The sequence below is a fragment of the Nocardia sp. NPDC051052 genome, assembly GCF_044456045.1.
Classification (GTDB): domain Bacteria; phylum Actinomycetota; class Actinomycetes; order Mycobacteriales; family Mycobacteriaceae; genus Nocardia.
In genome coordinates this window covers 1-26,990 of sequence record NZ_JBITFL010000010.1, presented here as the reverse complement: position 1 = coordinate 26,990, position 26,990 = coordinate 1, and the positions used below count along the sequence as shown (strand labels likewise).

Annotated in this window: 23 protein-coding genes and 1 pseudogene; 8 read left to right on the top strand and 16 right to left on the bottom strand. The window is 67.2% G+C overall.

All coding sequences use genetic code 11. The features are described from left to right. Nucleotides 1-27 precede the first annotated feature (27 nt). From ACIBCN_RS30730 to ACIBCN_RS30720, 3 genes are all read right to left on the bottom strand, one after another. The gene (locus ACIBCN_RS30730) at nucleotides 28-768 is read right to left on the bottom strand and encodes an energy-coupling factor transporter transmembrane component T family protein (protein ID WP_396995208.1); all 741 of its coding nucleotides are present in this window, start codon (nucleotides 766-768) and stop codon (nucleotides 28-30) included. Next, nucleotides 765-2,891 carry an ATP-binding cassette domain-containing protein gene (locus ACIBCN_RS30725; RefSeq protein WP_396995207.1) on the bottom strand — a complete coding sequence of 709 codons (2,127 nt, stop codon included), beginning with the start codon at nucleotides 2,889-2,891 and terminating at the stop codon, nucleotides 765-767. The genes ACIBCN_RS30730 and ACIBCN_RS30725 overlap by 4 nt, the downstream gene beginning before the upstream one ends. An 80-nt stretch (nucleotides 2,892-2,971) precedes the next feature. Continuing rightward, the gene (locus ACIBCN_RS30720; RefSeq protein WP_396995206.1) at nucleotides 2,972-4,429 is read right to left on the bottom strand and encodes a flavin-containing monooxygenase; all 1,458 of its coding nucleotides are present in this window, start codon (nucleotides 4,427-4,429) and stop codon (nucleotides 2,972-2,974) included. Nucleotides 4,430-4,513: 84 nt separating this feature from the next. On the opposite strand from ACIBCN_RS30720, the gene ACIBCN_RS30715 reads away from it, so the two are divergent. After that, complete coding sequence (locus tag ACIBCN_RS30715; RefSeq protein WP_396995205.1) at nucleotides 4,514-5,572, top strand: AraC family transcriptional regulator; 1,059 nt, start codon at nucleotides 4,514-4,516, stop codon at nucleotides 5,570-5,572. Between the two features lies 1 nt (nucleotide 5,573). On the opposite strand, the gene ACIBCN_RS30710 is transcribed toward ACIBCN_RS30715, so the two are convergent. The 3 genes from ACIBCN_RS30710 to ACIBCN_RS30700 form a co-directional block, all read right to left on the bottom strand. Continuing rightward, nucleotides 5,574-6,251, bottom strand: coding sequence for a phosphodiesterase (locus tag ACIBCN_RS30710; RefSeq protein ID WP_396995204.1), 678 nt, complete (start codon nucleotides 6,249-6,251; stop codon nucleotides 5,574-5,576). Nucleotides 6,252-6,337: 86 nt separating this feature from the next. Next, nucleotides 6,338-7,123, bottom strand: a complete 786-nt coding sequence (locus tag ACIBCN_RS30705) for a metallophosphoesterase (protein ID WP_396995203.1) — start codon at nucleotides 7,121-7,123, stop codon at nucleotides 6,338-6,340. A 146-nt stretch (nucleotides 7,124-7,269) separates the two neighbouring features. Further along, nucleotides 7,270-7,707, bottom strand: a complete 438-nt coding sequence (locus ACIBCN_RS30700; RefSeq protein WP_396995202.1) for a MarR family winged helix-turn-helix transcriptional regulator — start codon at nucleotides 7,705-7,707, stop codon at nucleotides 7,270-7,272. 89 nt (nucleotides 7,708-7,796) lie between these two features. On the opposite strand from ACIBCN_RS30700, the gene ACIBCN_RS30695 reads away from it, so the two are divergent. Then, nucleotides 7,797-8,441 (top strand): TIGR03086 family metal-binding protein, encoded by a 645-nt coding sequence (locus tag ACIBCN_RS30695; protein WP_396995201.1) that lies wholly within the window; start codon nucleotides 7,797-7,799, stop codon nucleotides 8,439-8,441. Between the two features lies 1 nt (nucleotide 8,442). Here ACIBCN_RS30695 and ACIBCN_RS30690 read toward each other — a convergent pair whose 3' ends face one another. The 3 genes from ACIBCN_RS30690 to ACIBCN_RS30680 form a co-directional block, all read right to left on the bottom strand. Beyond that, nucleotides 8,443-9,210: an RluA family pseudouridine synthase gene (locus ACIBCN_RS30690; RefSeq protein ID WP_396995518.1), complete on the bottom strand. Its 768-nt coding sequence runs from the start codon at nucleotides 9,208-9,210 to the stop codon at nucleotides 8,443-8,445. A 54-nt stretch (nucleotides 9,211-9,264) separates the two neighbouring features. Further along, a complete protein-coding gene (locus ACIBCN_RS30685; RefSeq protein WP_396995200.1) occupies nucleotides 9,265-10,272 on the bottom strand; it encodes an adenylate/guanylate cyclase domain-containing protein in 1,008 nt (335 codons plus the stop codon). Between the two features lie 75 nt (nucleotides 10,273-10,347). Continuing rightward, a complete protein-coding gene (locus tag ACIBCN_RS30680; protein ID WP_396995199.1) occupies nucleotides 10,348-10,968 on the bottom strand; it encodes a PadR family transcriptional regulator in 621 nt (206 codons plus the stop codon). Nucleotides 10,969-11,085: 117 nt separating this feature from the next. Between ACIBCN_RS30680 and ACIBCN_RS30675 the strand changes: the two genes are divergently transcribed. After that, nucleotides 11,086-11,550: a hypothetical protein gene (locus tag ACIBCN_RS30675; protein WP_396995198.1), complete on the top strand. Its 465-nt coding sequence runs from the start codon at nucleotides 11,086-11,088 to the stop codon at nucleotides 11,548-11,550. A gap of 30 nt (nucleotides 11,551-11,580) precedes the next feature. On the opposite strand, the gene ACIBCN_RS30670 is transcribed toward ACIBCN_RS30675, so the two are convergent. Together ACIBCN_RS30670 and ACIBCN_RS30665 are read right to left on the bottom strand one after the other, a co-directional pair. Then, nucleotides 11,581-12,729, bottom strand: coding sequence for a lipase family protein (locus ACIBCN_RS30670; protein WP_396995197.1), 1,149 nt, complete (start codon nucleotides 12,727-12,729; stop codon nucleotides 11,581-11,583). Between the two features lie 155 nt (nucleotides 12,730-12,884). Next, nucleotides 12,885-13,808: a LysR family transcriptional regulator gene (locus ACIBCN_RS30665; protein WP_396995196.1), complete on the bottom strand. Its 924-nt coding sequence runs from the start codon at nucleotides 13,806-13,808 to the stop codon at nucleotides 12,885-12,887. Nucleotides 13,809-13,878: 70 nt separating this feature from the next. Here ACIBCN_RS30665 and ACIBCN_RS30660 point away from each other — a divergent pair, with 70 nt between their 5' ends. Then, nucleotides 13,879-14,766, top strand: a complete 888-nt coding sequence (locus tag ACIBCN_RS30660) for an SDR family NAD(P)-dependent oxidoreductase (protein ID WP_396995195.1) — start codon at nucleotides 13,879-13,881, stop codon at nucleotides 14,764-14,766. Nucleotides 14,767-14,903: 137 nt separating this feature from the next. After that, on the top strand, nucleotides 14,904-15,227 hold the full coding sequence (locus ACIBCN_RS30655) for a putative quinol monooxygenase (protein ID WP_396995517.1): 324 nt from the start codon (nucleotides 14,904-14,906) through the stop codon (nucleotides 15,225-15,227). Here the strand turns inward: ACIBCN_RS30655 and ACIBCN_RS30650 are convergent. Beyond that, on the bottom strand, nucleotides 15,169-18,432 hold the full coding sequence (locus tag ACIBCN_RS30650; RefSeq protein ID WP_396995194.1) for a BTAD domain-containing putative transcriptional regulator: 3,264 nt from the start codon (nucleotides 18,430-18,432) through the stop codon (nucleotides 15,169-15,171). The two genes, ACIBCN_RS30655 and ACIBCN_RS30650, sit on opposite strands and share 59 nt — an antisense overlap. 94 nt (nucleotides 18,433-18,526) lie before the next feature. Between ACIBCN_RS30650 and ACIBCN_RS30645 the strand changes: the two genes are divergently transcribed. Continuing rightward, nucleotides 18,527-19,405 carry an alpha/beta fold hydrolase gene (locus ACIBCN_RS30645; RefSeq protein ID WP_396995193.1) on the top strand — a complete coding sequence of 293 codons (879 nt, stop codon included), beginning with the start codon at nucleotides 18,527-18,529 and terminating at the stop codon, nucleotides 19,403-19,405. A gap of 131 nt (nucleotides 19,406-19,536) precedes the next feature. Here ACIBCN_RS30645 and hypF read toward each other — a convergent pair whose 3' ends face one another. The 4 genes from hypF to ACIBCN_RS30625 are packed head-to-tail and all read right to left on the bottom strand — an operon-like array spanning nucleotide 19,537 to nucleotide 24,338. Further along, nucleotides 19,537-21,849 carry a carbamoyltransferase HypF gene (gene hypF / locus ACIBCN_RS30640; RefSeq protein WP_396995192.1) on the bottom strand — a complete coding sequence of 771 codons (2,313 nt, stop codon included), beginning with the start codon at nucleotides 21,847-21,849 and terminating at the stop codon, nucleotides 19,537-19,539. Nucleotides 21,850-21,858: 9 nt separating this feature from the next. Then, complete coding sequence (gene hypE / locus ACIBCN_RS30635; RefSeq protein ID WP_396995191.1) at nucleotides 21,859-22,875, bottom strand: hydrogenase expression/formation protein HypE; 1,017 nt, start codon at nucleotides 22,873-22,875, stop codon at nucleotides 21,859-21,861. After that, nucleotides 22,872-23,456, bottom strand: a complete 585-nt coding sequence (locus tag ACIBCN_RS30630; protein ID WP_396995190.1) for an isochorismatase family cysteine hydrolase — start codon at nucleotides 23,454-23,456, stop codon at nucleotides 22,872-22,874. Before ACIBCN_RS30630 ends, hypE begins: the two co-directional genes overlap by 4 nt. Before the next feature lie 42 nt (nucleotides 23,457-23,498). Beyond that, nucleotides 23,499-24,338, bottom strand: coding sequence for a hypothetical protein (locus tag ACIBCN_RS30625; RefSeq protein WP_396995189.1), 840 nt, complete (start codon nucleotides 24,336-24,338; stop codon nucleotides 23,499-23,501). A 689-nt stretch (nucleotides 24,339-25,027) separates the two neighbouring features. Here ACIBCN_RS30625 and fni point away from each other — a divergent pair. Together fni and ACIBCN_RS30615 are read left to right on the top strand one after the other, a co-directional pair. Continuing rightward, nucleotides 25,028-26,104, top strand: coding sequence for a type 2 isopentenyl-diphosphate Delta-isomerase (gene fni, locus ACIBCN_RS30620; protein WP_396995188.1), 1,077 nt, complete (start codon nucleotides 25,028-25,030; stop codon nucleotides 26,102-26,104). Between the two features lie 101 nt (nucleotides 26,105-26,205). Beyond that, nucleotides 26,206-26,990: pseudogene (locus ACIBCN_RS30615) on the top strand (Fe-S oxidoreductase); the annotation flags it as partial.

Below are 26,990 nucleotides of genomic sequence, written 5' to 3'. Positions count from 1 at the left end.
GCCCGTGCGTTAGGCGCTGCCTAGCGACTACAGCAGCGCGAAGCCGAGCGCGAAGGCGCCCGCGCAGACCGCGACGACGATGACCAGCGCGATGGCATCGCCGCGGCCGGGTGAACTGGGGTAGGCGGCGAGTTCGCCGGTGCCGCCGCGCGCGGTGATCGCCTCGCCGAGTTCGCCTGCGCGGCGGGTGGATACGGCCATCGCGGCGGTGAGGATGTCGATGAGCGGGTTCTCGGTGGCCAGGTAGAGCGGGCTGTCCTTCGGGCGCAGTTTGCGGGCCGCACGCAGCACCCGGATCTCGTCCATCAGCAGCGGCAAGCCGCGCAGGGTAAGGGCGACGACGACGGCCCATTCGTCCACCGGCACCCGGAGTTTGCGCAGCGGCGCGCCGAGCTTGGCCAGCGCGGGGGCGATATCGCTCATCGGCGTCGTCCAGGCGACGACGAACGACGCGGCCACCATGATCAAGCCGAACACCACCGTCTGCGCGTAGCGCACCACGGCTTGGGTGCCGACCGGCGCGTTGAGCAGCGCCCCGAGGGCGAGCAACGCCCAGAACCACCACGGCAGCCGCGGCAGCGTGCCGAGCGGCAGCCGGGCGAGCACCCCGATCGACACCAGGAACACGATCATCACGCCGAGCACCGGCCAGGTCGGCAGGAACATCAGCAGGAAACTGATCAGGAACGCGCTGATCATCTTGGTGCCCGCCCACAGGTTGTGGATCGGGCTCGACACCGGAACCCGGCGAAACAGCACCATAGTCATGATCGACCTCCGCGCTCGAGCCGCCACGCGGCGTCTCCCGGCTGCCGCAGCGGTGCGGCAGGGCGTGCATCGTGTTTGTGCGCGACGTCAGTGGGGGCGGCGTCGGCCACCGAATCGGCCGCGAGCAGCCGTCCGGACCGCAGGTGCACTGTCCGATCGACCACTGCGGACATGTCCTGCACATCGTGTGAGATGACGATCAGCGTCAATCCGGAATCCCGCAGCCGGGCAAGCAGTTCCACGATGTCCGCGCGGCCCACCGGATCCAGTCCGGCCAGCGGCTCGTCCAGCACCACCACCTGCGCGTGACTGGCGACGATCGCGGCGAGCACCACCCGTTTGGCCTGGCCGCCGCTGAGCTCCTCGATGGACCGCGCGGCCAGCGTTCGATCCAGGCCGACGGCGTCGAGCGCCCGCCCGACGGCGCCGGACCCGGTGGCCCGGCCGCCCCAGTCCGCGATCTCCGCGCCGACCGTCTGCTTCTGTAGTTGCAGCCGGGAGTGCTGGAACGCCAACTCGACTCGGCCGATCTGCTTGGTGACCGCCTTGCCCGCGAGTTCGCACCGGCCCGAACTCGGCGCGATCAATCCGGCCATGATCCAGGCGAGGGTGGACTTGCCCGACCCGTTGCCGCCGACGATGAGCAGCGTCTCGCCGCGGCGCACCGTCAGGTCGACCGAGTGCAGAGCCGCTGCCTCCCACGGTGTTCCGCGGTTATAGGTGTACTGCACATCGCGCAGTTCGAGGATGGTGTCGCCCATCGGCCTGCGCCGCTCGTCCCGCACCGGCCGCGGCCAGGCGGCCAGCCGCTCGACCGCGCGGCCCTGGGCCAGGTGCACCACCCGGTCCGCCGCGGCCGCGTCGGCCTCGTGGTGGGTCACCAGCACCACCGCCATCTCATGCCGTTTCGGCAGGGCCGCAAGCAGTTCGACGAGCTCGCGCCGTCCGTCCGGATCGATCATCGAGGTGGCCTCGTCGGCGATGAGCAGCGCGGGTTTCCTGGCGAGCGCCGCGGCGACGGCGAGCCGCTGCTGCTGGCCGCCGGACAGCGTGGCGGTTTCCTTGTCGCCCATGCCGTCCAGGCCGACCTCGCCGAGCAGCGCGTCGACATCGACCTCGGCGGCGAGCTCGGTCGACAGGCCCCACACCACGTCGTCGGCGACGAGCACGCCGAGGGTCTGACTCTCGGGTCGCTGCAACACCAGTGCGGTGCCGCCCTGATGTCCCAGTCCGGCGGAGCCCGGCCGCTCGACCGTTCCCTCGGTGGGTGGGAGCCCGGCGAGCAGGCGGGTCAGCGTCGACTTCCCGGAGCCGTTGTGCCCGACGACCGCGACGAATTCACCGACCCGCACGGTGAGGTCGATCTCGCGCAGCGCGTCGCGCACCGTGCCCGGATAGCGGAAGGCCGCCCCGCGCAACGTCACCGGCAGCGGCGCGATCGCCCGCTCGTCCGGCGGCGCGTCGAGCCGGTCCTGACCGGGCAGCCAGGTCAGCCGGTCCAGCACCGAGCCGAGCACGAACCAGGAGAAGATCGCGGTCGCCACCATGCCCGACGCGACCCCGCCCGCGACCCAGGCCCACCACCAGCGCAGCACGGAATCGGTGAGATCGGCGACCGCGCGCCCGAGCGGCTCGAGCTGCTGCTGGCGCGCCGCGAGTTCCTGGATGCCGCGCGAGGTGTTGCGGAGGGTGTCGAACAGCAGATTCCGTCCGGCGGAGAACAACTGCAGCAGGCCGACCGCCAAGCCGGCCCACACCAGGCCCGCGACGGTGGCAAGGCCGAGCACCGAGACGAACCCGCCGCCGCGCCGTTTCGTGGTGCCGATGATGCCCGCGATCGTCGCGGTCGCCACCAGCCCGGTGGTGGCGAGCAGGCCGGTCGCGACAAAGGTGACCACCGTCGCCGCGACGGCCGCGGCGATCAGCGCGCGCAGCCGGTAGCGCTGCGCGATCAGCCCCATCGGCACCGCGGCCACCAGGTTCAGCGCGGCCGCGAATGGTATGACCGAGCCGACGGTGACCAAGCCGACGGTGGCACCGCCGAGCACGGCGCCGACGGCCAGCTCGATCGGTCGTAGCGGCCCGTGTTCGGCCGTTCCGTCAGCTATCGGGCGTCCAGTCACGGCACAAGTCTGCCAGTGTGCGCACTCGGCGCGCCGTCAAGCGGCCGCGCGGCCTCGGACATTCGTCCTCGCGAGCGCTGCTAGGTGAGCGTGTAGTCGGCGGGGTCGAGCTTGCGGAGGTGACGACGGTAACTGGTCTGCGAGCCCGGCCAGTTGTTGGTGATGCGGCCCGCGGCGTTGCGGTACCAGCTGGTGCAGAAGTTCCACGGTGTACGGGCGAGGCGTTGCTGCAGGGCGGTGTTGAACTGTTCTTCCTTGTCGGCGCGGACCTCCAGGCAGTGCCCTCGGCGTTGCGCGAGCAGCTCGACGGCCTGCCGGATGTAGCGGGTCTGCGATTCGATCATGTAGATGATCGAGCCCGCGCTGAGGTTGGTGTTCGGACCGTAGACCAGGAACAGATTCGGGAAGTCCGGCACCGCGATGCCGTAGTAAGCGTGTGCGCCTTCGCTCCAGGCGTCGGACAGCTTGTGGCCGGCGCGGCCGTAAATGTCCATCGGCCAAAGGAATTCGGTGCCCTTGAACCCGGTGCCGTAGATGATCACGTCTACCTCGTGCATGGTGCCGTCGGCGGTGCGCACGCCTTCCGGCCGCACCTCGGTGATCGCGGTGGTCTCGACTGCGACGTTCGGCCGCGTCAACGCGGGGTAGTAGTCGTTGGAGAACAGGGCGCGTTTGCAACCGATCGGATAGTCGGGAGTGAGCTTGGCAAGCAACGCCGGATCGTCCACCTGCTTGCGCAGGTGGCGGCTGGCGATTTTCGCCACCAACCGTGCGATGGCCGGGAATTCGACCAGACCGAGGGACACGAAATCCGCGATCGCCCACCAGCCGAAGCGCTCGACCAGCAGCGCGCCCGGCAGCCTGGCGAACAGAGTGTGCTGAATCGGCGAGTAGTCGGTGTCGAACTTGGGGATCACCCAGGCCGGAGTGCGCTGGAACAGGGTGAGCTGGGCGACCTTCGGCTGAATCTCCGGGATGTACTGGATGGCACTGGCACCGGTGCCGATGCAGGCGACGCGCTTGCCGCTCAGCTCGACCCTGTGGTCCCAGGTGGCGGAGTGGAATGCCGGACCGGCGAAGGTGTCGAGGCCGGGAAGGTCCGGCAGCGCGGGCCGCGACAGCTGGCCGACCGCCGAGATCAAGACGTCCACGGTGCGCGCCGTGCCGTCCGTGGTGCGGACGGTCCAGCGCCCGGACGCGTCGTCGAATTCGGCGGCGGTCACCTCGGCGCCGAACCGGATCGTGTCGAGCACGCCGTTGCGCTGCGCGACACCGCGCAGATAGGCGTGGATGGCGTCGCGGCCGGAGTAGCGCTGCGGCCAGTCCGGTTTCGGCTCGAAGGAGAACGAGTACAGCGGGGACGGCACGTCGCAGGCGGCGCCGGGATAGGTGTTCTCCCGCCACACCCCGCCGAGGTCGGCGGCTCGCTCCAGGATGGTGAGGTCGTGAAAACCGTTGCGGCGCAGTTCGATCGCCATGCCGATGCCGCCGAAGCCCGCGCCGATGATGAGGACCGATGGCCGGTTACCTGTCGACATGTGACACTCCTCACAGGACCGAAGATAATTCCACTCTAGGGGGCGTCGGGATAACCGATCGAGAAATTCGGCCATAATGACGGTGTGGAGCGGGTACAGGATCCGGGAATCCGCGACTGGAACTTTCCGCGCGGGATAGCCAGCGTGGCGCTGATGGTCGGCTACGCGGCCGAGCACGGCGTGCCGGTCGGGCGGATGCTCGCCGGAACGGGGCTGTCCGAGCCCGCGCTGCGCGACCCGGACGCGCAGATCGACGCGCACATCGAACTCACGGTGGTCCGCAATCTGGTGCGGGCACTCGCCGACTGGCCCGCGCTCGGCGTCGAGGTCGGTCGCCGCTATCGGATCACCACCTTCGGCATCTTCGGGTTCGCCTGCGTCAGCAGCCCGACGCTCGGCGAGGCGATCTCGTTCGCGCTGCGGTATCTGGAGTTGAGCTTCACCTTCAGCCTGCCCGTCGCCGAATGGCGCGAGGGCGAGTTCATCGCCTGGGTGCACGACGAGCTGATTCCGGCCGATGTGCGGCAGTTCCTGGTCGAACGCGACGTCACCGCCATGCATCAGGTGATGAGCGACCTGCTCGGCAGGCACCTGCCGCTGGCCAGGGCCGAGTTCCGGTTTCCGGAACCGGATTACGCGGATCGGATCGAGGAGGTCACCGGGGTGCGCCCACTGTTCGGGCGGCCGCGCAACCTGTTCGCGATCGATCCCGCGGTGCTGGATCAGCCGCTGCCGCAGGCGAATGAACAGACCTGGGCCATGTGCCTTGCGCAGTGCCGCGACTTGGTGCACCGCCGTCGCGCCCGCACCGGCATCGCCGCCGAGGTGCGCGAACTACTGGTCCCCGGCGGCCTCGACGGATTCGCCGGGCCGCCCGGAATCGACTCCGTCGCAAGCGATCTCAACATGAGCACGCGCACCCTGCGTCGCCACCTCGACGCGGCGGGCACCAGCTATCGCGCCCTGCTCGACGAGGTACGCCGCGCACTCGCCGAGGAAATGCTTTCCGCCACACCGCTTTCGGTGAGCGATGTCGCGATCCGGCTCGGCTACGCCGAATCCTCGACCTTCATCTACGCGTTCAAACGCTGGACCGGCGCGACACCCGCGTCCTATCGGCGCGAACGCGCTGCCCGCCGCTGACTCACTCGGCCTCGCCGCGCCCGTTCCTGCTGCCCGCGTAGGCGAATTCGCGCACCTTGCCGACGATCTTCGGTAGCAACTCCACCCCGTCCGGGTGGTTGAGCATGGGGTCGAAGAAGTCTGTCCGGTGCTCGGCGGGCTCCGCGAGTCGCAGCGTCAGCGAACCGAGGCGTACCGGCTGTCCCGTGATCCCGCCTGCCAGCAGCTCGAACGAGATCGGCTGCTCTTGCAGGTGCTCGGTCAGCGCGGCCAGTGACGCGGAGGTGGGCTGGCCGGTGTCGGGTTCGGCGAAGAACCACAGCGGCATGGTCTTGCCGACCCGATACGGCATCAGGCTGCCGTATCGGGCGTGCGCCCAGCCGCGGGACGGGAGGATCACGAACCGGCCCAGCGATCCGCCACCCGTGGTCGCCAGCGCGAAATCCCAAGGCTCGTTGTGCCGATCGAGCACCCGGAACGCGAAGCCGAGCACATCGGGCAGGCTGCCCGGCGTGCCGGTGCCCTTCGACAGGCGCGCGATGACGGCACGTTCACCCGCGCCGAACAGGTGCTCGTACTCGCTTTCCGCGTGCAGCCTGCCTGCCAGGTCCAGGCCGTCGGGGTGAAAGACCCTGGCATGGCGTAGCTTGGCTCCCGCGGCGAAGGTATTACGCACTACTGAGGCGGCTAGATCGGTCATCGGAGTTCCTTCGCATCGAGGGAAACTGTCATTCCTCGACTGCCCGGACCCAGGACCGCTAAACGAACCCGCCGCCGGTGTTCGGGTCAGGTAGGCGCGACGCCGAGCCAGCCGCCCATCGGGATGCTGCGGAAATGCGTTGTCAGGCTGTGCTTTTCATCGATCATATGCAGTGCGACGGCGGGATCGGGCGCGTAGTCCATGACGTGATCGGGTAGGTCTAGCTCCCAGAGGCCGCCGAGGACCGACGCGGTGCTCGGCGCGACCAGCAGTGGGCGCCCGGCGAATGTCGTTGTCGCCGAGGAATGCGCGTGGCCGGTGAGCACCGCGATGATGCGCTTGTCGCCGGCGACCAGTTCGGCGAACTTCTCTGGCTCCGCTAGCGATATCTCGTCGACGACGGGGCTGAACAGGTACGCGGGCGGGTGATGCAGCGCGAGCAGGATCGGTTTGTCGGCCGGGGCGGTAGCGAGCACGCCGTGCAGCCACGTGTAGGTCTCGTCGGCGATCCGTCCGCTCGGCTCGCCGGGAATGCTCGAATCCAGCAGTGCGACGGTCAGATCCCCGATGCGGTGCGCGTGGTTGATCGGTGCGGTCGAGGCGGATTCGCCGAGCAGCGTGCTGCGAAACGCGGCGCGATCGTCGTGATTACCGGGGATCGCGTACACCGGAATGTCGATGTCGAACGCGAGTCTGGCCTCGGCGTATTGCTCGGACTTGCCGGAATCGGTGACGTCACCGGTCACCAGGATCGCGTCCGGCCTGCGGCGTAAGCCGACGAGAAAGGTCATGACCCGCTCGACCCGTTCGGCGTTGCGGGCGCCGAGATCGAAATGTGTGTCGCTGACCTGAGCCACCAGGATCATCGGCATTCGCTTTCTCTGGGGGATCGCTCCATTGCGTCAGAGTGTGCCCGCCTCCCGTGCGCGACACCTATTAAGGCTAGTTGACCTGCGTGTTACGCGTCGCCATGAGGCTCACCACCAGCGGAAACCTGCCTGGCGGTCTGTGTGCCCGCTCACTGGGCTTGTTCGCCGGCCTGCGCGGCCAGCGTCTGCAACGACCGCAGGAAGGCCCGGCGATCCGCCACCGGGAGCTGCTCGAGCAGCTGATTCTCCTGTCGCTGGATGTCGGCCTGCACCCGATCGCGCAGGCTGCGCCCGGCCGGGGTGATCGACACCAGATTGACCCGCCGATCCGCCGGATCCGGTTCGCGCCGGATCAGCCCGCCCTGCTGCAACTCGTCGAGCACCCCGATGATCCGGGTCTTGTCGGCATTGATCGCCTTGGCCAGCGCGGCCTGCGTGTACACCGGTTCCTTGCCGAGCCCGAGCAGTACCGAGTAGCCCCACATCGAGAGCTCATGCCGTTCGAGCACAGGCATTTCCGCCGCGATCAGCGCCCGGATGAGCGGCGCCAGCATGGCGGCGAGATCGGGACGCGGAGCTTCGGGCATGCAAGCAAAATACTGCTTGATAGATAATAAGCGCATGCATACGATAGGCTCGTACTTATCATTTGGGATCCAGCAGAGAGAAGCCGACAATGGCGACCGAACCGAATATCAGCGCTGAACTGCGCACCCTTGACACGTTGCAGAGCACAGTCGACCTCATCGCGCTGAACGCGCGGGCGGTGCAGACGAGCATCGGTCTGGTCGAGCAGATGACCAGCGCGGACCTGAGCAAGCCGACGCCGTGCGCCGATTGGACGCTGCACGGGCTGCTGACGCACATGATCGCCCAGCACTACGGATTCGCCGCGGCGTCCCGTGGCGACGGCGACCCGACCCGGTGGAAGCCGCGCCCACTCGGCGCGGACCCGGTGGCGAGCTATCGAGCCGCCGCCGAGCATGTCCTCGCGGCGTTCGCGGAGCCCGGCGTGCTCGACCGGAAGTTCCCGCTGGCGGAGTTCAGCGCCGACTACGAGTTCTCCGGTGCGCAGGCGGTGAGCTTCCACTTCATCGACTACGTCGTCCATTCCTGGGATGTGGCAAAGACTTTGGGGCTGCCCGTGCATTTCGACGCCGACGTGGTCGAGGCCGCGTTCCCGGTGGCGCAGGCGGTTCCTGGTGGCGACATCCGGCTTGCCCCCGGCGCCGCGTTCGGCCCGGAGGTGGAGTCCTCGACCGAGGATCGGCTCGACCAGATCATCGCGATGCTCGGCAGGTCGCCGGAGTGGACGCGCTGAGCTAGCCGGTACCGTTCAGCAATTCGCCTGCGCGGCGGAGCAATTCGTCGGCCTCGCGCGGCTCGGCCTGGATCGGCCGCCAGAACTCCGCGTCGGGCGTCGCCGCCAGCGCGAGTTCCGGCGGCGTGCGCCAGTCCGCCGTCAGGCCGAGTCGCCACGAGTGCAGGTAGGTCCGCTCGTGCGCGCCCGACTTGTCGAAGAGTGGATCGCCGACGATCGGGTGGCCGATCCACGCCAGCTGCACCCGAATCTGGTGGCGGCGCCCGGTGATCGGGCGCAGTGCGAGCACCGCGTACTCGTCGCGGCGCAGCACCGTCACGAAGTCGGTGCGCGACGGATAGTTCTTGGCATCGAGCAGATCGGCGTCCTCAACGAACCAGCGGTCCGCCGCGCGGCGAATGCTCTCCCGCGGCGCCGCGATCCGGACCCGGTTCTTGCGCCCGACGCTCAGCGGCAGGTCGATCACGCCGGCGTCGGGCAGCTCGCTCCCCGCGACGATGGCCAGATACGCCTTCGCCGCCGTCTGCTTGTTGAACTGCCTGGTCAACTGGCCGTGCGCGTCGAGCTCCTTGGCGAGCAGCACCAGCCCGGAGGTCACCTTATCGATCCGGTGCACCGGGTATAGCGTCTCGCCCGCGGCGGCCGCCAGCTCGACGAGATCGGCGTCGTGCCGCTCTCCGGTGACCGAGATTCCGGCGGGCTTGTGCAACGCCAGGATCGCGTCGTCCTCGTCGACCAGGAATCGCGCGCGTAGCTCGGACCAGTCCATTTCCACTGGGCTGAGCTTAGGTCGCGGTAGCGGCCAGGCTCGAACGCGGTGGCCTCAGCCGTTCTTCTCGTTGCGGCGCAGGATGTGCGGGCGCAGCCGATTGAAGCCGCGGACCCGGACGCTGCGCAGGTTCTTGATGATGAACTCGGGGTCGCCGTCGAGCGCGACGGCGGCCTCGTCGTCGATGAGAACCGTGCCTGGCCGGGCGACGCCGGTGAGGCGGGACGCGATGTTCACCACCGAGCCGTACAGATCGCCGAACCGCTGCAACACCTCGCCGTATGCCACGGCGACGCGCAGTTCCGGGGTGCCGCCGACCATCATCGTCGACTCCTGGATGGCCAGCGCGATACGAGCCGCGTTGGCCGCGCTGTTCGCGGCGAACATCACCTCGTCGCCGACATTCTTGACCACCCAGCCGCCGTTCTCGGTGATCGCCGCGGTGGTGGTGGATTCGAACGACTCCAGCAGCAGCGAGAGCTCGTCGGGGTGCAGGTGCCTGGTCAGCCGGGTGTAGCCGACCATGTCCGCGAAGCCGACCGCCAGCTCGCGCACGGTCTCGCCGGCCGAGGTGCCCGGATCGAGGGACCGCGACAGCGCGGCGGCGAGGTGCCGGCGCCAGGCATAGGTGTTGAGATGTTCGAGCGTCGCGATGGTGCCCTCGGTGGCGGTGCGGATGGTTTCCTCGGGGTCGGCGGCGGGATCGGCCGCGGCGATGCGTTCGCCGATCTCGGCGAGCACCAGGTCGACCTGCCATTCCGCCAGCCGGGCCATGCCCTGGCCGAGGGTGCGCGCGGTCGCCGCCTGCTGCCTGGCGTCGGCGGAGGACAGGATGTTCAGGTCGCGGAAGTTCCGCAGCGCCGCGATGTCGGCCTCGGTGTAGTCGATGGCGTCGTCGTCCAACCCGGCCGGAAAGCCGAGCGCCGTCCACAATCGCTTGGTCAGCGCCGTGCTCGTCCCCGCCTGCCCGGCCACATCGGCGCGGCTGTACTGCCGGTTCCCGTCCAGCAGATACGACTCGACAATCGACTGCACCAGCTCGGACTTCTCGGTGGGCACCATGCCCGTACCTTACGACGACCACCCCACCACCCGCCGCAAACACCGCCACCATTGGGCGACCTCACAGCGCGGGGATCACTGCGCCTCGGTGGATTCGCCGCGATAGGCGGCGAGGGACTCCCAGGACCAGGTCAGTGTGCCCGCGGCGAGGTCGTCGACAACGCCGTCGACCCAGCGCAATTCGGCCGCGGTGACGGCGCGCAGGTATTCGTCCTCCAGCATCACCACGCGCGGCAGATCCATGGTCGCCATCTGCTCGGCATCGGCGTCCATCTCGGTCAGCTGTTCGCGCAAAGTCTTTGCCCGGCGGGCCAATTCGGTGCGGGCGCCGTCCGGGCCGAGCAGCATGAGGAACGACAGCGCGGCCGGGAAGTCGGGGTACTCGTTGCGCGGCACCGCGATCATCTCGGACAGCCAGGTGGTGCAGGCGGCGCGGCCGGCGTCGGTGATCTCGTAGATGGTGCGCTCCGGGTACTGCTGATCGCGTCCGGTCTCGCGAACCGCGACCAGCCCGGCCTCCTGCAGCCTGCCGATCGTCTTGTAGAGCGCGGCGCGCTGGGTCACGTTGACGACCTTGTCCTTGCCCCACTCCTTGATCCGGCGCTGGATGGCGTACGGGTGCATCGGCTCGAGATTCAGGATGCCGAGCACGACCATCGCCAGGGGGGAGCGCTTGAACTGCGCCGATGCCGTCATGCAGTCCATTCTAATGGTTGCCGAACAACTAGGGTTGTAGAAACTAGTTGCCAAGACACTAGTACTTATGTCACTATTGTTTCAGCAGGAGGAACCACCCCGAAAGGACTTCCAGACATGACCACCAAGACCACCCCCGCCCAGATCCACGTCGATCACGGCACCACCAAGCGCCTCGGCGACTGGACCGACGCCGCGGCCTTCGACGTCACCGTTCGCTACGGCAGCGCCGTCATCGACCTGCGCTCGCCGCAGCTCGCCGGCGACGGCGACATCGAGGTGCACGCCAACCTCGACCACGCCATGGTCAAGCTGCTCGTCCCCGACGACGCCGTCATCGACCAGTCGGCGCTGCAGTGGACCGGCCGCGGCCGAGTCAAGGACTTCGCCCGCCCGCAGCACGCCGCAGGTCGCGTCATCCGGCTCACCGGTACCAGCACGACCAGCGAGTTCCGCGTGCACCGCGGCGGCATCGCGGTGCTGTCCGCGATGTTCTCCCGTGAGTTCTTCGAGGACGCCCGCCGCGCCAATCGCGAAGGCCGCACCCCGACCCTCGCCGACCCGGCCAACGCCCCGCGTTGAGGCGAAAACGCAAGAATGGCGACTGAGCCGCTACTTGATGCGGGCCAGGAAAGCGTCGATGGCAGACCACATTTGCGGGTTGAGCTGAGTGTGCGTACCGGTGCCCGTGACGGTCTGGAAGTCGACGCCGTTGGCGGCGAACTGCGCGGCGAGCGCCGCGTGCAACGGGGACGGGACCGTTGTATCGGTGACGTTGACCAGCAACAGGATCGGCGCGTCGTAGCCGGTGGTCGGCACCGTCAGGTAGGACTCGTACGCGGCGCGAATCCGGCTGTCGGACAACGGCTTCGACAGCAGCTCGCCGATGCCGACGCCTGCCACCCGTGCTTCGATCTCCGGCTTGCACAGGGTGCCGATGTCATCGAGCAACTGTCTCCCCGCCGGGCTCAGATACTGGTTGAAGTCGATGTCGGGTCGCGCGGCCCGGAATCCGCCGAAGATGCTCGACAGGAAGCCGAGCGTTTCCGCGGTGCCCGGGATCGTCGGAATGGCGGGGCTCGCGATGGGCAGCACCTTTTCGACATCCGATTCCGGGTCGATCGCGACCGTGCCGCGGTAGTCCAGGTCGGGGGCGTAACTCGACTGCAGGTGGCCGGTGCCCAGCGCCGCCTGCCCGCCCTGTGAGGGGCCGAGCGCGGCCCAGGTCCGGGACAGTTCGGGATGGGCGGCGCGCGCGGCGCGCAGCATGTCGATGGTCGCGGTCGCCTCGGTCCGCAGCTCCAGGTACGGGTGCGGCCCGGTATCGAACAGGCCGAGGCCGAGGTAGTCCGGCGCCACCACCGCGAAGCCCTGCCCGATCAGGCGCAGCATGATGTCGTCTTCTTCGGTATGCCAGTGGGAGTTCGGCGCCGTGCTCGGATCCGATTCACCACCGCAGCCGCGCCCGAGCCCGGTCGTCCCGTGATCGAACGCGATGACCGGCCAGCCGGCCGGCGGCGGCGTGCCGTTCGGAATGAACAGCGCCCCGCTGGCCTGCTGCGGCGTGCCATCCGACCCGGCCATCCAGTAGGTGATCACCGACCCGTTCGGCATCGGACGCCAGCCGTCGGCCTGCGGAGTCGCCGAGATCAGCATCCCTGGGGTTTCCGCGGCCGCCGGTGCCGCATGCAGGCCGAGTAGGACACTTGCCGAGACCGTGGCCACCGCCACAGAACCCTTCCAACCACGAATAACGCGCATCGAAGACTTCTCCTTGGTGCTGGACGGTCGTCCAGTTGAAGGCAGCTTAGGACGGTTGTGTATCTACCACATCGATCGATGGCGAATTGTAAGCAAACCCACGCTACCGCGCGTCGGCGCTGATCGGCGGAAGACGGGTGCGTCACTCCGCGCGGTTACTGCGGTACGTCCAGTCCTATCGCGGCGGTTCGCAGCGCTTCGGCGGTTCTGGCCGCCGCCTCGCTGAGCGGGGACGGAAGATGGGCGAGTAGGAGTCGTCGTTGCTCCTGCGGGCCGCCGCGGACCGGAAGCACGCGCACGCTGGGGAGGGCGGCGGGGGCGAGCACGGCCGGGATGGTGGTCAATCCGCAACCGGCGGCGACCAATTGGAGTTTGGCCAGCCAGTCTCGGGCGGTGTGCGCGATCTCGGGGCGCTCGTCCAAGCCGGGCCAGACGCCCATCAGCCGGTCGTCGCTGGTGTTCGGCCCGGCGATCCATTGCTGCCCGTGTAGGTCGGCGACGTCGATATAGTCGCCGCGCGCGAGTGGGTGGGTAGCCGGCACGGCGACGCACAGACTGCGCTCGGTCAGGGTGCGCATGATCAGCGCGGGCGACTCGGTGTCCGGCGGCCGGAACGGCGGCTCCGAGGCGAGCAGTGCCAGGTCGACGCTGCCTGCACGGAGTGCGCGAGCCAGCGCGGGTGTGCTGCCCTCCCGGCTCTGCACGGTGATGCCGGGATGGCTCTGGCGTAGCGCCGCGATCGCCTTCGGCAGCAAGGCGGCCCCCGCGCTCGGGAACCAGCCCACCCGCACCGTCGCCGTGTGTGCGGGCAGTCCCGACAACTCGCGGGCGGTCGCATCGATCTGATCGAGCACCGCCGTCGCCCGCCGCAACACGAGATGCCCTGCCGCCGTGAGCTTTACGCCTTCGCGGTGCCGCTCCAGCAGCGCCGCGCCCGCCACCCGTTCGATAGTCGCGATCTGCCGCGACACCGCGGATTGTGTGTAGCCGAGCGTGCCCGCCGCCGCGGTGAAGGTGCCCTGCTCGGCGACGGCGCGAAAGACCCGCAGTGCGGTCAGTGAGACATCGGTGAAATCCATGACTTTTACGCATACCATATGTGTCCAAATATCGCTGGACTCATAGATGGTGCGTTCATACAGTCGAGTCATGAACAACGCACGCATTGCCCTGGTGACCGGGGCGAATCAAGGTTTGGGCCGGGCTCTCGCCGAAGGGCTGGCGGCCCGGATGGACCCGGCGGATCTGGTATTGCTCACCGGCCGCAACCCGGAGCGGGTCGCCGCCGCCGCGGCCGAGATCGCCGCCGCGCCCGGCACGCGCAGCCAGGTGCGGGGCCGAGTCCTCGACGTCGCCGACGCCGAAAGCATCACGGCACTTGCCGCCGAACTGCGGGAGAGCCATGGCGGAGTCGACATCGTCGTCTCCAACGCCACCACCCGGGTACTGCCGGATCAGTCCCAGTCCGCGATGGCCGACGAGTACATCGACGTCGCCAACACCGCGACCCATACGATCCTGCGCACCTTCGCCCCGATCCTGCGCCCCGGCGGTCGCCTGTTCGTTGTTGCCAGCTCGCTCGGCACCCTCGGTCACCTGCCCGAGCAGCTCCAGCCACTGTTCGACAACGCCACCCTGGACCAGGTCGAGTACGCCGTCGAATCCTGGCGCAGCGCAATCCATTCGAAGACGGCGGAAGAGGCGGGCTGGCCCCGCTGGCTGAACACCCCCTCGAAGGTTGCCCAGGTCGCCGCGGTGCGCGCGGTAGCCGCCGAGCGCCGTGCCAAGGACCTGGCCACCGGCACCTTGATCGCCTCGATCTGCCCAGGCATGGTCGACACCGCGACCTCCCGCCCGTGGTTCAGCGACTACAGCGAGGCGCAGACCCCCGCCGAGGCCGCCAGTGCCGTAGTCGATTTGGCGCTGACGCCGGGCGTCGACCCGGATCAGTACGGCGAGTTGATCCAATTCGGCAAGGTCGTGCCCTGGCACTCCGGTACCCCACTGGACGAGCAAGCGCTGCAGCTCATTCCGTGAGTTAGGCGTGGTGGGCTTGTTCGGCCGCCATCAGCTACTGATCGTCCGACAATGGGTTGTTCGCATCGATCGCCGTCCGGCTGCCCGCCGGGGAGCCGGACGGCGTCGCGGCAGCCCACTACCGCAGGAGGAGCGCCATGATCTTCATCGTCGTCAAGTTCACGACCAAGCCGGAATGGACGGACAGGTGGCTCGAGCTCGTCGGCCCGTTCACCGCCGCCACGCGCGCGGAAGCGGGGAACCTCTGGTTCGACTGGTCTCGCAGCGTCGACAATCCGGCCGAATTCGTTCTGGTAGAGGCATTCCGGGATGAGGCGGCAGGTGGCGCGCACGTCGGTAGCGATCATTTCAAGGCCGCGGTGACCGAGTTGCCGCAGGCGCTCGCGTCCACGCCGAAGATCATCAGCCGGACGATCGACGGCGACGGCTGGTCCGAGATGGGGGAGATGACAGTGGCGTGAGCGCCGCGATGAGGTGGGTCGACTGTGCTCGGCGGGCGAGGGTGAGCGCTTGCTGCCGATGTTCGGCGGCGTCCGGTCGGTCGAGGGCAGTGGCGAGTTCGGCGAGGTAGTGGGCGACGGGCTCGAGGGTGATCAGGCCGCTGCCTGCTCCAGCCAGTTCGGTTGCGGCGGGGAGTAATTGGTTGTAGCAGCGGCGCATCGTCGGTTCATCGGCGAGGCGGAGGGCGGCGCGGGCGAGCAGGCAGGTGCGTAGTTCGAGGAGCAGGTCTCGCGGCGAGTCGGGCACGTCTTTCAGGGCTGTGGCCGCTTCGTCGCGTAGCTCGTTGTCCAACAGGATGATCGGGCGAACCCATGGTTCGTAGGGTCCCCACGCCGCGGCGGTGTCGTCGGCGGACATGCCGTGTTGCAGTCGCAGGCAGAGCAGGGCAAGGGGCAGGAGGCCCTGTTCGACTCCGGGCATCCCGCTGCCGGTGAGCAACTTGGCGGCGGCGCGATAGGCGGCTTCCGCGTCGCGCTGGGTGCCGGTGATCGCGGTGCGCAGGGCTGCGTACCAGTGGGTAAATACGCCGACCATCGGGAGTTCGTAGTCGGCGCCCAGTTGGTCAGCGGCCGCCGCGTGGGCCGATGCCGAAGTGAAATTGCCAGTGGCACAGTCTGATTGAATCCGGATGAGGTTGCCGAGAATCTCGAAGGTAGCCAGCCGGTGTTGGCCGAGCGCGATGAGTTCGTCGCCGATACGGGCGCGCTCGGCGCTCATGCCTGCGCGTTGGAAGGTGTGCATGAAGCGGCCGTTGAGGGCGAAGGCCAGCAGCGCGGGGTCATCGAGCTCCCTGGCGATGGTCTCGGCTTCCCGTGCCGCGCGGAGTCCGCGGTCATCGGCGGCGCCGCGTAGCTCGAGGGCGATCGTTGTGGATAACTTCGCGCGCAGCTCGCGGTGAACTGCGGGCAGGACGGCAAGGGTGTGTTCGGCGGCGGTGACGACGTGGTTTGCCAGCTCGGGGTCGTCGTTGGTGGTCCACACGGCGGGGACATCGAATGCGCTGATCACACGTGCCGCCTGCGTCGCGTCGGCGCACCGTCCGGCCTGCGCGATGGCCGAACCGCGGTAATGGCGGGCTTCGGCGAGGTCGCCCGTGACCGCCAATGCCCTAGCGAGTCCGATGGTGGCATCGAGTTGCGCGGGCAAATCGGGTTCGGGCATTCGGTCGAGGGCGTCCAGTGCCGCGCGCCATTGGCGTACTGCCTCGGTGAGCGCGAATCCGCGTTCGGCCTCGAGTGCCGCGGCCCCGGCGTATCGGGCGGCGCTCGCCGCGGTGGCGCGGCTCCGCGCTCGGACGAAATGGTGTGCGAGTACGGAAACGTCTGTGGCACTGATCGTTTCGAGTAGTGCGCCGATCTCGCCGTGCCACTGGGCGCGGCGTGGGCCGCTGATATCGCCGTATACGGTGTCGCGAACCAGGGTGTGGGTGAAGCGGAGTAATCCGCCGGAATCTTCGGTGAAAAACCCTGCCGTGAGCGAGCTTTCGAGGCCGTCCAGTGCGCGGCTCTGGTCGCCCGCGAGGTCGATGAGGATCTCGCGATCGACGTCTTCGCCGAGCACGGCTGCCCGCTGGACCAAAGTCCGCGCGGACTGCGGCAGCAGGGCCATGCGGTGTCGGATGACCTCGCGGACGCCTGCCGGGATGTCGTCCAGCGCATCGGGTCCCGCATCGCGGAGCAGCCGGGCGAGCTCGCGGGCGAAGAAGGGATTTCCGTTGCTACGCCGATGAATTCGCGGGCCGTCGCGTTCGGCGATATCCGGCCCGGCGATCTCGCGCACCAGGGCGGCGGTCTCGGCTTCGGATAGACCGCTCAGGTACACGCGAACCGGTTCGAAAGGCGCGACCTTGCCGAGCGTGGCGGTGAGGTCGGTGCTGATCTCGGTGCTGCGGTACGTCGCCAGAATGAGCACCGGGCCGGTCGTATTTCCGGTGACGAGAGCGGCGAGCAGGTCGAGGGTTTCCGCACCGGCGTTGTGGATGTCGTCGAAAACCAGCAGAACAGGGGTGCTTTGGGAGACCGACTCCAGATATTCGGCGGCGGCACGATGGAACAGGAATCGCGCCTCGGCGGGATCTGTGGTTGCGACCTCGGCAGGACCGCGTGCCTGCGGCGGTGGCGCTCCGGCGGCGGCCAGTGCCGCGAGCATCCTTGTCCAAGCCCAGCCCGGCGGAACACCGAGATCAGCCGGACTTTCGCCGCGCGCGGTCAGCCAGCCATTGTCGGCCAGCCCCGATGAAATCGCCTCGGCGAGAGTGCTTTTGCCAGCTCCTGCCTCGCCCGCCAGCAATGCCAACCGCAGGCGGCGGTGTCGGGCAGCGTCATTGGCGGCATGCTGTACCGCGGCCAATTCCAATCGACGCCCGACGAAACCCTTTCCAGGCGGCGTAGTTCGAGCCGCAGAGCACAGGTGTGGCGCGTGCGCGAGGATGTCCGCTTCCACGCGCTGGAGTTCGGGACCGGGATCGGCGCCCAATTCGGTGCGCAAGAGGTGACGGATGCGCCGCAGCGCTGCCAGGGCGTCACCCTGCCTGCCGGATCGGTAGAGCGCGACGGCGAGCAACTGCCACGCGTGTTCACGCAGAGAATGCTCGGCGAGCAAAGAATTCAGCGCGGGCACGGCTTCGGCCGGTCGCGCGAGGTCGATCAGCGCGGCGGCGCGATGCTCGGCGGCCAGCAGGCGCAGCCCGTCCAGCCGGTCGACTTCCGCACGCGCCCAACCCTGTTCGGCGAATTCCGCATACGCCGGGCCCTGCCACAGCGCCGATGCCGCATCGATCGTCGTCAGCGCTCGATCGAACTGTTCGGTCGCGAGCAGTTCGGCGGTACGCACCACCGCGGCCTCGAACCGGACCGCGTCCACCGTATCGGCGCGCAACGCATACCCGGGCGCGACCGTCACCAGCACCTCGGCCGGGGTGCGGGGCGCACGATCGGGTTCAAGCACCCGCCGCAGATCGGCGACGAACGTCTGAATCGCCCCCACCGCGCCCCGCGGCGGCCGCTCCCACAGGTCATCGATCAACTGATCCATCGAGACCATCCGGCCCCGTGCGACAAGCAATCGCGCAAGCACCGCCCGATGCCGCGGACCCTTCAACGGGAGTGCTTTCCCGTCACGCTGAGCGCTGATGGGACCGAGGACGCCGAAACGCAACCGCGTCATGCGTCCACCATCGCACTCAGTCGCTGCTGACCAGTTGCTGAGTGCACCCGCAAAGACTGTCTGGCGTCACCCACGAACACCGGAAGGACACCTCATGGCACCGAAGATTACCGGATTCACCTATCAGCGGATTCCCGTCGCCGACCAGGTCGAACTCAATGTCGCCGTCGGCGGCACGGGCAGCCCCGTCGTGCTGCTGCACGGCTTCCCGCAGACTCACCTGATGTGGCGTCACGTCGCGGCCGACCTGGCCGCCGACCACACCGTCATCTGCCCCGACCTGCGTGGCTACGGCGACAGCGACAAGCCGCTCGACCCCGACGGCAGCACCTACGCCAAGCGCACGACGGCCGCCGACATCATCACGGCCGCCCGCGCCCTCGGCCACGACCGCTTCGCACTGGCCGGCCACGACCGCGGCGCCCTGGTCGCCATCCGAGCCGCCCTCGACCACCCCGACACCATCACCCACCTCGCCGCACTCGACGTCCTACCCACCCTCGACATGTGGGACGTCATGCACGGCGTCACCGCCGCCGTCGGCTTCCACCTCTACCTGATGGCCCAACCCCCAGGCCTCCCCGAACAAATGATCGCCGCCACCCCCGATGCCTTCTTCGCCCACTTCCTCGACACCTGGACCCGCGACCCCGCCGCCATCCCACCCGAAATCCGCACCGCCTACCTGCGGGCCAGCGCCGCCGCGGTCCCGAGCATCGTCGCCGACTACCGAGCCTCCGCAGGCATCGACCTCGACCACGACCGAGCCGACCGCACCGAGGGCAACCACCTCCGCATGCCAGTGTCGGTCCTCCAACAGGATTGGGGTGCGGCACTCGGCTTCGACGCCGAATCCCTTTGGCGCACCTGGGCCCCCGACCTGAACCACACCACCGTCACCTGCGGCCACTTCATGGCCGAGGAATCCCCGGCCACCGTCACCCAAGCCTTACGCGAACTCTTCGCTCGCTGACGCGCTCCGCCCGCACCGGCCGTGTCGGCCAGTGCGGGCGGCGGAATGTGCGGTGGCACTGCTTCGGTGAGCGGTTCAGCTGTGCTGTCCGCATCGATGTTGTTGTGCCCTCGACAGGGCACACACGGCCGCTATCCAGCCGTTGCTGGTCGTCCGCTAGCGGCGACCATCACCTGGCCGAGGGCTATGCCTCCGTCGTTCGGGGGCACCTGGTGGTGGCCGTACGCCTCGAATCCGTCTCGCTCGAGCATCACAAGGCAGTTGACCAGAAGGAATTCATTGAGGAACACGCCACCGGAAAGCACCACCTGACGTATTCCCGTCGTGCGGGAGATCGCGGTGCACTGCCGTCGCACCATGGTGACCACGCCGGAATGGAACCTGCGGCTGATCTCGGCGACCGGCACGTCGGCGGCGAGGTCCTCCGCGATCGCGCGGATCACCGGTCTGAAGTCGACTTCTGCTGTGTCGTAGTCGAATTCGTAGCCATCGGCCATGTCGAGGTCACGGTCGAGCAAGCCCTCCAGCTCGATCGGGCCCTGGGCTTCGTACTCGGCGTGCGGGCACACGTCCAGCAGGGCGGCCACGCCATCGAACAGCCGGCCCATGCTCGTCACCTGGGGGGAGTTGATGCCTCGCGCCCGCATCGTCGAATACACGTGCCGCCGGTCTCGATCGAGCTGGGCGAGCGCCGGGAAGGCCTTGACGGCCGTATCGATATCGCCGAACGCGTCCACGGCGATCGACAGCCCGGTGCGGATCGGTTCGTACACCGCCCGGTCACCGCCGATCAGCGCCAACCGCCGCAGATGCGTTGCCCGCTCGAACCTTTCGAAGCCTCCGACCAGGAACTCCCCGCCCCATATGGTGTCGTCGGAGCCGTAGCCGGCCCCATCGAAGACCACACCGATGGCCTGTCCGGCGAGCTGATTCTCCGCCATGCATGCGGCCATATGCGCGTGATGATGCTGGACGAACACGGGATCGCCCGGTTCGCCGATGCCTTCGCGCGCACTGCTGGTGCGGAACTGCGGATGCATGTCGTAAACCCCGGCCTCGGGGCGCAGGTCGTAGAGCGACGCCAGGTGGGCCGCGGTCTTGCGATGCGAGGCAAAGGTTTCGTCGTTCTTCAGATCGCCGATGTGCTGGCTGAGGTAGACCCGCGAACCGGCGGACAGCGCCACCGTCGTCTTGAGTTCGGCACCATAGGCTACGAGCGGCGCCAGCGGACGGCCCACGTCCACGGGATACGGCGCGTAACCGCGCCCCCTGCGCAGGAATGTCGTCAGTGGGCCGGGCAATTCGGGATGTGCGGACAACCGGACCACGGAATCGTCCACCCTGATCTCGATCTCGCGGTCGTGGTAGAGGATCACATCCGCGATGTCGAAGAGCTGCCGGAGGGCATCCTGGTTTCGATGGACGATGGGATAGCCCGAGACGTTTCCGCTCGTCATGACCACCACGTCCAAGCCGGATTCGTCGAGGAGCAGGTGATGATGCGGCGCCGAGGGCAGCATCAGACCCAGATTGGGATTCCTCGGAGCGACGCCCTCCGGGACCGATCCGGGGCGCTTGCGCGCCAACAGGATCGGCCGCGCGGGCGAGCGCAGCAGTGCTTCCTCCGCCGCGGACAGTTCCACGATCCGATGCGCGGTGGTCAGATCCCGGACCATGACGGCGAAAGGCTTCGAATCCCGGCGTTTGCGCTCGCGCAGCAAGGCCACCGACTCTGCGCTGGACGCATTTACCGCGAGGTGAAAGCCTCCGACGCTCTTGATCGCCGCGATGCCTCCCGCCACCAACTCCAGTGCGCACCGCCGCAAGGCCTGCTCACCCTCGAACACCGTTCCATCTCGGTCAGCGAGGAACAGCCGAGGTCCACACTCCGGACAGGCATTGGGCTGAGCATGAAAGCGTCGGCTCATCGGATCCCGGTACTCGCGGTCGCACCGCTCGCACATCACGAAGGAAGCCATCGTGGTGTGCGAGCGGTCGTAGGGGAGAGCCCGCACGATCGAATATCGCGGACCACAGTTCGTGCAGTTGACGAACGGGTACCGATAACGACGGTCGGTGGGATCGCGCAACTCGGCCAGGCAGTCGGCGCACACGTGCGTATCAGCGGGTACCAGAGCGACTTTCGCCCCGCGGTGCTCGCTCTCCACGATGTCGAAGCGGGTGGCAGCCGAGGGGCCCGCCGATCTGGTAAGTGCCCGCACCCCCTCGACTCTGGCCAGCTCCGGCGCCTTGCTCGCCAGCTCCTCGCTGAACAGCCGCAGCGTCGACTCGTGGCCGCTGGCCTCGATGAGCACGCCCTCGGGATCGTTGCGAACCCATCCGGTCAACTGCCGCTCACGAGCCAGCTTGTAGACGAACGGGCGATAGCCCACGCCTTGAACGACTCCAGTGACCCTAATTTTCCAGGTTGCCTGTTCGGCCATGGCGAGGGCTCAGCACAGCCGGGGCAGCTCTGCGCCGCGCAGAGGTTGCAGGATGGATTCGCGACCCGCGGCGTCTCGGAGAATGACCGCGGCACCGTCTCGGGCGGTCACCTCGCCGATCGTCACGGCGTGCCGTCCGTACTCGTGCTCGCGCAGTGCGGCGAGCGCGGCGGCGGTCGCCTCGGGATCTATGAAGATCGCCAGGCAGCCCTCGTTGGCGCAGTGCAAAGGATTGATCCCCAGCATGTCCGCCGCCATGGCGGTCTCGTGCTGGATGGGCAGGGCCGGCTCCTCGATCACGATGCCTTTGTCCAATTTGCCCGCGTACTCGTGCAATACGGCAGAGAGCCCGCCGCGCGTGACATCACGCATCGAGCGAATCGACCCGGCGGGCACCGCGGCGAGCAATCGATCTATCAGGGTGTTGAGTGGCGCGCAGTCGCTGAGGATCCGGGTTTCGAAGCCGAGGCCCTCCCGGATCGACAGCAGGTGCACGGTGTGGTTGCCGAGCATGCCGGAGAGGATGACCGAGTCCCCAGGGCGCACGGAATCCATCCGCAGGGGCTCCCGCGCGAAGAACCCGACGCCACTCGTATTGAGGTACAGCTGATCCGCTTCCCCGGCGCGGACCACCTTGGTATCGCCGCACACGATCTGTACATTCGCCTCGCGCGCGGTCTCCCGGACGGAGGTCAGCACACGGAACAGATGGTCGAAGGGCAGTCCTGTCTCGAGGATCAATCCGAGCGTGAGATAGCGGGGCGACGCTCCGGAGACCGCGAGGTCGTTGACGGTCCCGCACACCGCGATCTTTCCGATGTCGCCGTTGCCGAAGAACGGCGGGTCGACCACGAAACTATCGGTGGTCATGGCGATGTGGGTGCCTTCGACGGGGAGGATGGCGCTGTCCTCCATCTCGCCCACATAGACATCGCCCAGGGTTTGCGCGATAAACTCCACCAGCTCGCCCGACAGTGTCGCGCCGGTCCCGTGGTCGAGTTGGATTCGCTGGGTCGTGAGAGTCACGGTGTCTTGGTTTCCTTCCGGGGGAGACCGCCGTTCTCGTCTAGTATTCGAAGGATCTCCCCGGATTCCGCGACCGTAGCGCAGTAGCCTTCGAGCCATTCGAGTGCGCGCCGGCGGTCGTCCTCGAGGGCCGAGAAGACGCAGTCGCTCGGCACCCCGATGATATATCCGCGAAAGAATGCGTCGGCTGCCGTCGTCTGAATGCAGATCTGGGTCTGCAGGCCGATGAGGATCAAGGTCTCGACCCCGATTGCCTGGAGCCTGGCGTGCAGATCGGTTTCATAGAATCCGCTGTCTTTGCTGCGCTCCTGAATAATATCCTCGTCGTCGAGGAATTCGCGAACCAACTCGGCGCCCGCGGTGCCTCGCACAGCGGGGACGCGGCCGTCGTACCGCTCGGCGAGGGGATCGTCCGGCTCATTGAGGAGCTGCAGGTGAAACACGGGATGACCACGTTTCCGCATGGCGGACAAGAACCCCGTCACATGTAGGGTCGCCGCGGCGATCGCCGCCTGACGCTCCGGATTCTTTCCGACGATATCGTACTGCAAGCCGCTCGTCAGAACTGCGATTTTCGACATGCCGACTACTCCGTAATCAAATGAGGGCGGATATTGCGGGTCTCAAGCCGATTTGTAATTCGGCGAGCCGTTTTGTGAACGATTTTGCAGATCCTGGGCGATACTCAACCAATTTGCCGCGCATTGATTCGCAAATTCGACTATATGGTCCAGGGTATGGGGCCGAATGGCCTCGGCAATCTTCTCGACATCATTGCTTTTCACCGCGCGCTGATGCATCCAGCGCAGGAGGTCGCGACCGCTGGCGCTCATGCGCAGCGCCGGGTCCCGGGACAGCAGGGCCAGCAGGGCACCGAGATCAGCGGGCTTGTCGGGGTAGGGGGTGGATGCCGGCCGATCAGGGGTGTGCGAGAGCTTGCTCTCCGGCGCCGGTCCGGCGCCGAGGGGCTTGTTCTCGACTGAATGGAGGGCCGGGTCTTCCCCGCGTGCGATTCTGGTACGTACATCGCGAACGGTGGACGGGGACAGGCCCACCTCCTGGGCGATGCTGCGCAGGGACGCGCCGGGGCGGGCCATGATCAGCTCGGCGGCGGTGCGCCGGGCCGAGTTGGTGTCGACCGGGCGGAGGCGGCCATCGCTGCCCAGTCGATGGCTCGATCGCAGATCGCCGTCGATACGGCCGCGGATCGATGCGACCGTCTTGGCGGACAGGCCTGCGGTGGTCGCGATCGAACGATCCGACCAGTGCGGATGCGTCGTGATGATGCGTTCCGCGGCAGTGCGCCGATCGTTCAGGGATAGCGGCAGACCGTGAGTTGTGTTCTCCCTGACTCCGATTGTGAATGCCAATTCCTCCGAACCGTCCACCAGATATGCATCAATATGTGTGAATCCCTTCAGCCGCGCGACGAATGTGCGGTGAAACCCGTCGATCACTCGCATTGTGGGCCGATGAACGAGGATGGGCGGTAAAGGCCACTCAGCCTCGACCAGCCGCTCGATGTGAGATTGGTCTACGCCCTCGGATCGGGGGGAGCCAACAGTCACAAGCGATGCAATCGCCAGAGATGTTTTTACGCGGTTCAATTTCGAGAACTTTTCCAAATGTCTTGTCCCCCCCAGACTTCCAAGATCACCACTTGAAGCTACCTGCAGGGCACGCTTCCGGCAAGGGGGCTCGACACCGTTTGGCGCGGTCGTTGTGATCACCCATCGTCACCCACGCCGAGACTCTGTCGATTCACAGGTTGTACGGACACCCCCGGGGCTGTGCAACTGAGCGAAAGTCGCAGTTGCACAGCATGATTTGGCAAGTTTTCGCAGGTCGACGTGCTCGGTGCGCGCGCGGACCTGTTCGGCCGTGCGGGCTCACAAACGAGGTTCCCAGCAGGTGAGCTTGATAACGCGCATTCGGGCTTGTCGTGGACATCGACTTGTGCGGTAATGCTTTGGCCTACTTCGGGTTTCATGTGCGTAAATCGAAGTCCCATGAATTTGCCCGGGGCCGCGGTGGCGATGCTGGTCATTGCCCGACCACGCCGAGGATCTGCCTCCGTCAATCGGTCCGCAATCGCGCGAAGGGATCCCCTCGGGTACGAAAGGTGTCGTGAGATAGGGAAAGAGAGCATCAGTTGAGCTATGCCAGCCGCAAGGACGATCACGTCCGTCTGGCCGTTGCGCAGCATCGTGAGTCGATTACCGGGCAGCGCCCGGCTCCGTTCGACCATGTCGCGTTCGTCCACCACGCCATGCGGGGCACGGCGGATCATGCCGTCTCGCTCGCCACCGAGGTGGGCGGCACGACCTGGTCGGTGCCGCTTTACATCAACGCGATGACCGGTGGCAGTGCCCGTACCGGTGCCGTGAACCAGGGGCTGGCGATTGCCGCCCGGGAGACTGGCGTGGCGATCGCGTCGGGCTCGATGAGCGCATACCTGGCGGACAGTTCGGTGGCCGCGACCTACCGCGTCCTGCGCGCCGAGAACCCGGAGGGTTATGTCATCGCCAATATCAATGCCAACACCACTCCGGAGATGGCGGCGCGGGCCGTGGAACTGGTGCGGGCCGACGCACTGCAGGTGCATGTCAATGCGATCCAGGAGATCGTGATGCCGGAGGGGGATCGCGATTTCTCGGCGTGGCCGGGCAATATCGCTCGCCTGGTTGAGACGCTCGACGTGCCGGTGATCGTGAAGGAGGTCGGGTTCGGGATCAGTGCCGACACTGTTACGCAGCTGGCCGGTCTCGGGGTGCGGATCGTCGACGTATCCGGCAACGGCGGAACGAATTTCGCGTTGATCGAGAACGCGCGGCGACCAGGAGCCGATTTCGGCCAGCTCGCCGACTGGGGCTTGTCCACCCCGGCCTGCCTGGTCGACGGGGCCGAAGCTGCTCTGGCGCAAGGCGTCACACTGCTCGCCTCCGGAGGCGTGCGAACGCCGCTCGATGTCGTTCGTGGGCTTGCACTCGGGGCCCGGGCGGTGGGGGTGTCCGGACACTTCCTGTCGATCCTCGAGACAGCAGGCGTCGATGCGCTGATCGCGACCATCGACACCTGGATCATTCAGATCCGGCAACTCATGACGCTGCTCGGGGCGGAAACCGTGCGCGCGCTGGCGGACACCGATGTGCTGCTGACCGGTGAACTCGCCGAGACTTGCAGATTGCGCGGTATTGATCCGGCGATTTACGCTCGACGATCCCGGTAGCGGTGTGCCCGACCTCCATTACTCATGAGTAACTTACGTGGGGTTATGATTCCTCGAGTGACGAACGACAGTGCGTCCCTTCTTAACTGAAAGGCCATTGCATGAGTACCCTGCAGATGACGCTGGGCATCATCTCCATCCTGGTCGGTGTCCCCGCGTGGGCCGGGTTTGTCTTGGCAATCCGCAAGATGGTGCGCATCATCCGGCTCGGGCAGCCGGCCCCCGACCGGTTCGAGCCGTTCCTGCCTCGATTCGCCACCATGGTCAAGGAATTTGCCGCACACACCCGCATGGTGAAGGTCCGGACCGTCGGCTGGGCGCACTGGCTCGTCATGGTCGGCTTCCTGATCGGATTCGTCACGGTCTTCCAGGCCCAGGGGCAAATCTTCAGCCCTACCTTCACGTGGCCGTGGGTCGGTGACACGTTCGTTTATCACCTCCTCGATGAGCTCTTGGCCCTGGGCACGATCCTCGGAGCTGTGGTGCTGATCGTTATCCGGCAGCTGAACCACCCGCGTCGACCCGAACGGCTTTCGCGGTTCGCCGGCTCCAACTTCCTCGCCGCCTACTTCGTCGAGTCCATCGTGCTCGTCGAGGGCATCAGCATGCTGGGTGCCAAGTCATTGGTGCTGGCCTACACCGGTGAGCACCATGCCAGCAGCGATTTCGTCAGTATGTATATCGCAGAGCTGCTTCCTTCGAGTGCCGCGCTGGTATCGGTCTTCGCCTTCTTCAAGTTGATGGCGGCGCTGGTCTGGGTCGTGGTGGTCGGCCGCAACATCAATTGGGGTGTGGCCTGGCATCGGTTCTCCGCGTTCTTCAATATCTATTTCAAGCGTGAGGATGATGGCGGTGTGGCGCTGGGTGCGGCTAAGCCGATGATGTC

What these genes read in the sequence shown, in the direction of transcription:
- ACIBCN_RS30730 (WP_396995208.1), bottom strand. Translation starts at nt 768, where the DNA reads ATGACTATGGTGCTGTTTCGCCGGGTTCCGGTGTCGAGCCCGATCCAC.
- ACIBCN_RS30720 (WP_396995206.1), bottom strand. Translation starts at nt 4,429, where the DNA reads ATGTCGACAGGTAACCGGCCATCGGTCCTCATCATCGGCGCGGGCTTC.
- ACIBCN_RS30710 (WP_396995204.1), bottom strand. Translation starts at nt 6,251, where the DNA reads ATGACCGATCTAGCCGCCTCAGTAGTGCGTAATACCTTCGCCGCGGGA.
- ACIBCN_RS30705 (WP_396995203.1), bottom strand. Translation starts at nt 7,123, where the DNA reads ATGCCGATGATCCTGGTGGCTCAGGTCAGCGACACACATTTCGATCTC.
- ACIBCN_RS30700 (WP_396995202.1), bottom strand. Translation starts at nt 7,707, where the DNA reads ATGCCCGAAGCTCCGCGTCCCGATCTCGCCGCCATGCTGGCGCCGCTC.
- ACIBCN_RS30695 (WP_396995201.1), top strand. Translation starts at nt 7,797, where the DNA reads ATGGCGACCGAACCGAATATCAGCGCTGAACTGCGCACCCTTGACACG.
- ACIBCN_RS30690 (WP_396995518.1), bottom strand. Translation starts at nt 9,210, where the DNA reads ATGGACTGGTCCGAGCTACGCGCGCGATTCCTGGTCGACGAGGACGAC.
- ACIBCN_RS30685 (WP_396995200.1), bottom strand. Translation starts at nt 10,272, where the DNA reads ATGGTGCCCACCGAGAAGTCCGAGCTGGTGCAGTCGATTGTCGAGTCG.
- ACIBCN_RS30680 (WP_396995199.1), bottom strand. Translation starts at nt 10,968, where the DNA reads ATGACGGCATCGGCGCAGTTCAAGCGCTCCCCCCTGGCGATGGTCGTG.
- ACIBCN_RS30675 (WP_396995198.1), top strand. Translation starts at nt 11,086, where the DNA reads ATGACCACCAAGACCACCCCCGCCCAGATCCACGTCGATCACGGCACC.
- ACIBCN_RS30670 (WP_396995197.1), bottom strand. Translation starts at nt 12,729, where the DNA reads ATGCGCGTTATTCGTGGTTGGAAGGGTTCTGTGGCGGTGGCCACGGTC.
- ACIBCN_RS30665 (WP_396995196.1), bottom strand. Translation starts at nt 13,808, where the DNA reads ATGGATTTCACCGATGTCTCACTGACCGCACTGCGGGTCTTTCGCGCC.
- ACIBCN_RS30660 (WP_396995195.1), top strand. Translation starts at nt 13,879, where the DNA reads ATGAACAACGCACGCATTGCCCTGGTGACCGGGGCGAATCAAGGTTTG.
- ACIBCN_RS30655 (WP_396995517.1), top strand. Translation starts at nt 14,904, where the DNA reads ATGATCTTCATCGTCGTCAAGTTCACGACCAAGCCGGAATGGACGGAC.
- ACIBCN_RS30650 (WP_396995194.1), bottom strand. Translation starts at nt 18,432, where the DNA reads ATGACGCGGTTGCGTTTCGGCGTCCTCGGTCCCATCAGCGCTCAGCGT.
- ACIBCN_RS30645 (WP_396995193.1), top strand. Translation starts at nt 18,527, where the DNA reads ATGGCACCGAAGATTACCGGATTCACCTATCAGCGGATTCCCGTCGCC.
- hypF (WP_396995192.1), bottom strand. Translation starts at nt 21,849, where the DNA reads ATGGCCGAACAGGCAACCTGGAAAATTAGGGTCACTGGAGTCGTTCAA.
- ACIBCN_RS30630 (WP_396995190.1), bottom strand. Translation starts at nt 23,456, where the DNA reads ATGTCGAAAATCGCAGTTCTGACGAGCGGCTTGCAGTACGATATCGTC.
- ACIBCN_RS30625 (WP_396995189.1), bottom strand. Translation starts at nt 24,338, where the DNA reads ATGCGAGTGATCGACGGGTTTCACCGCACATTCGTCGCGCGGCTGAAG.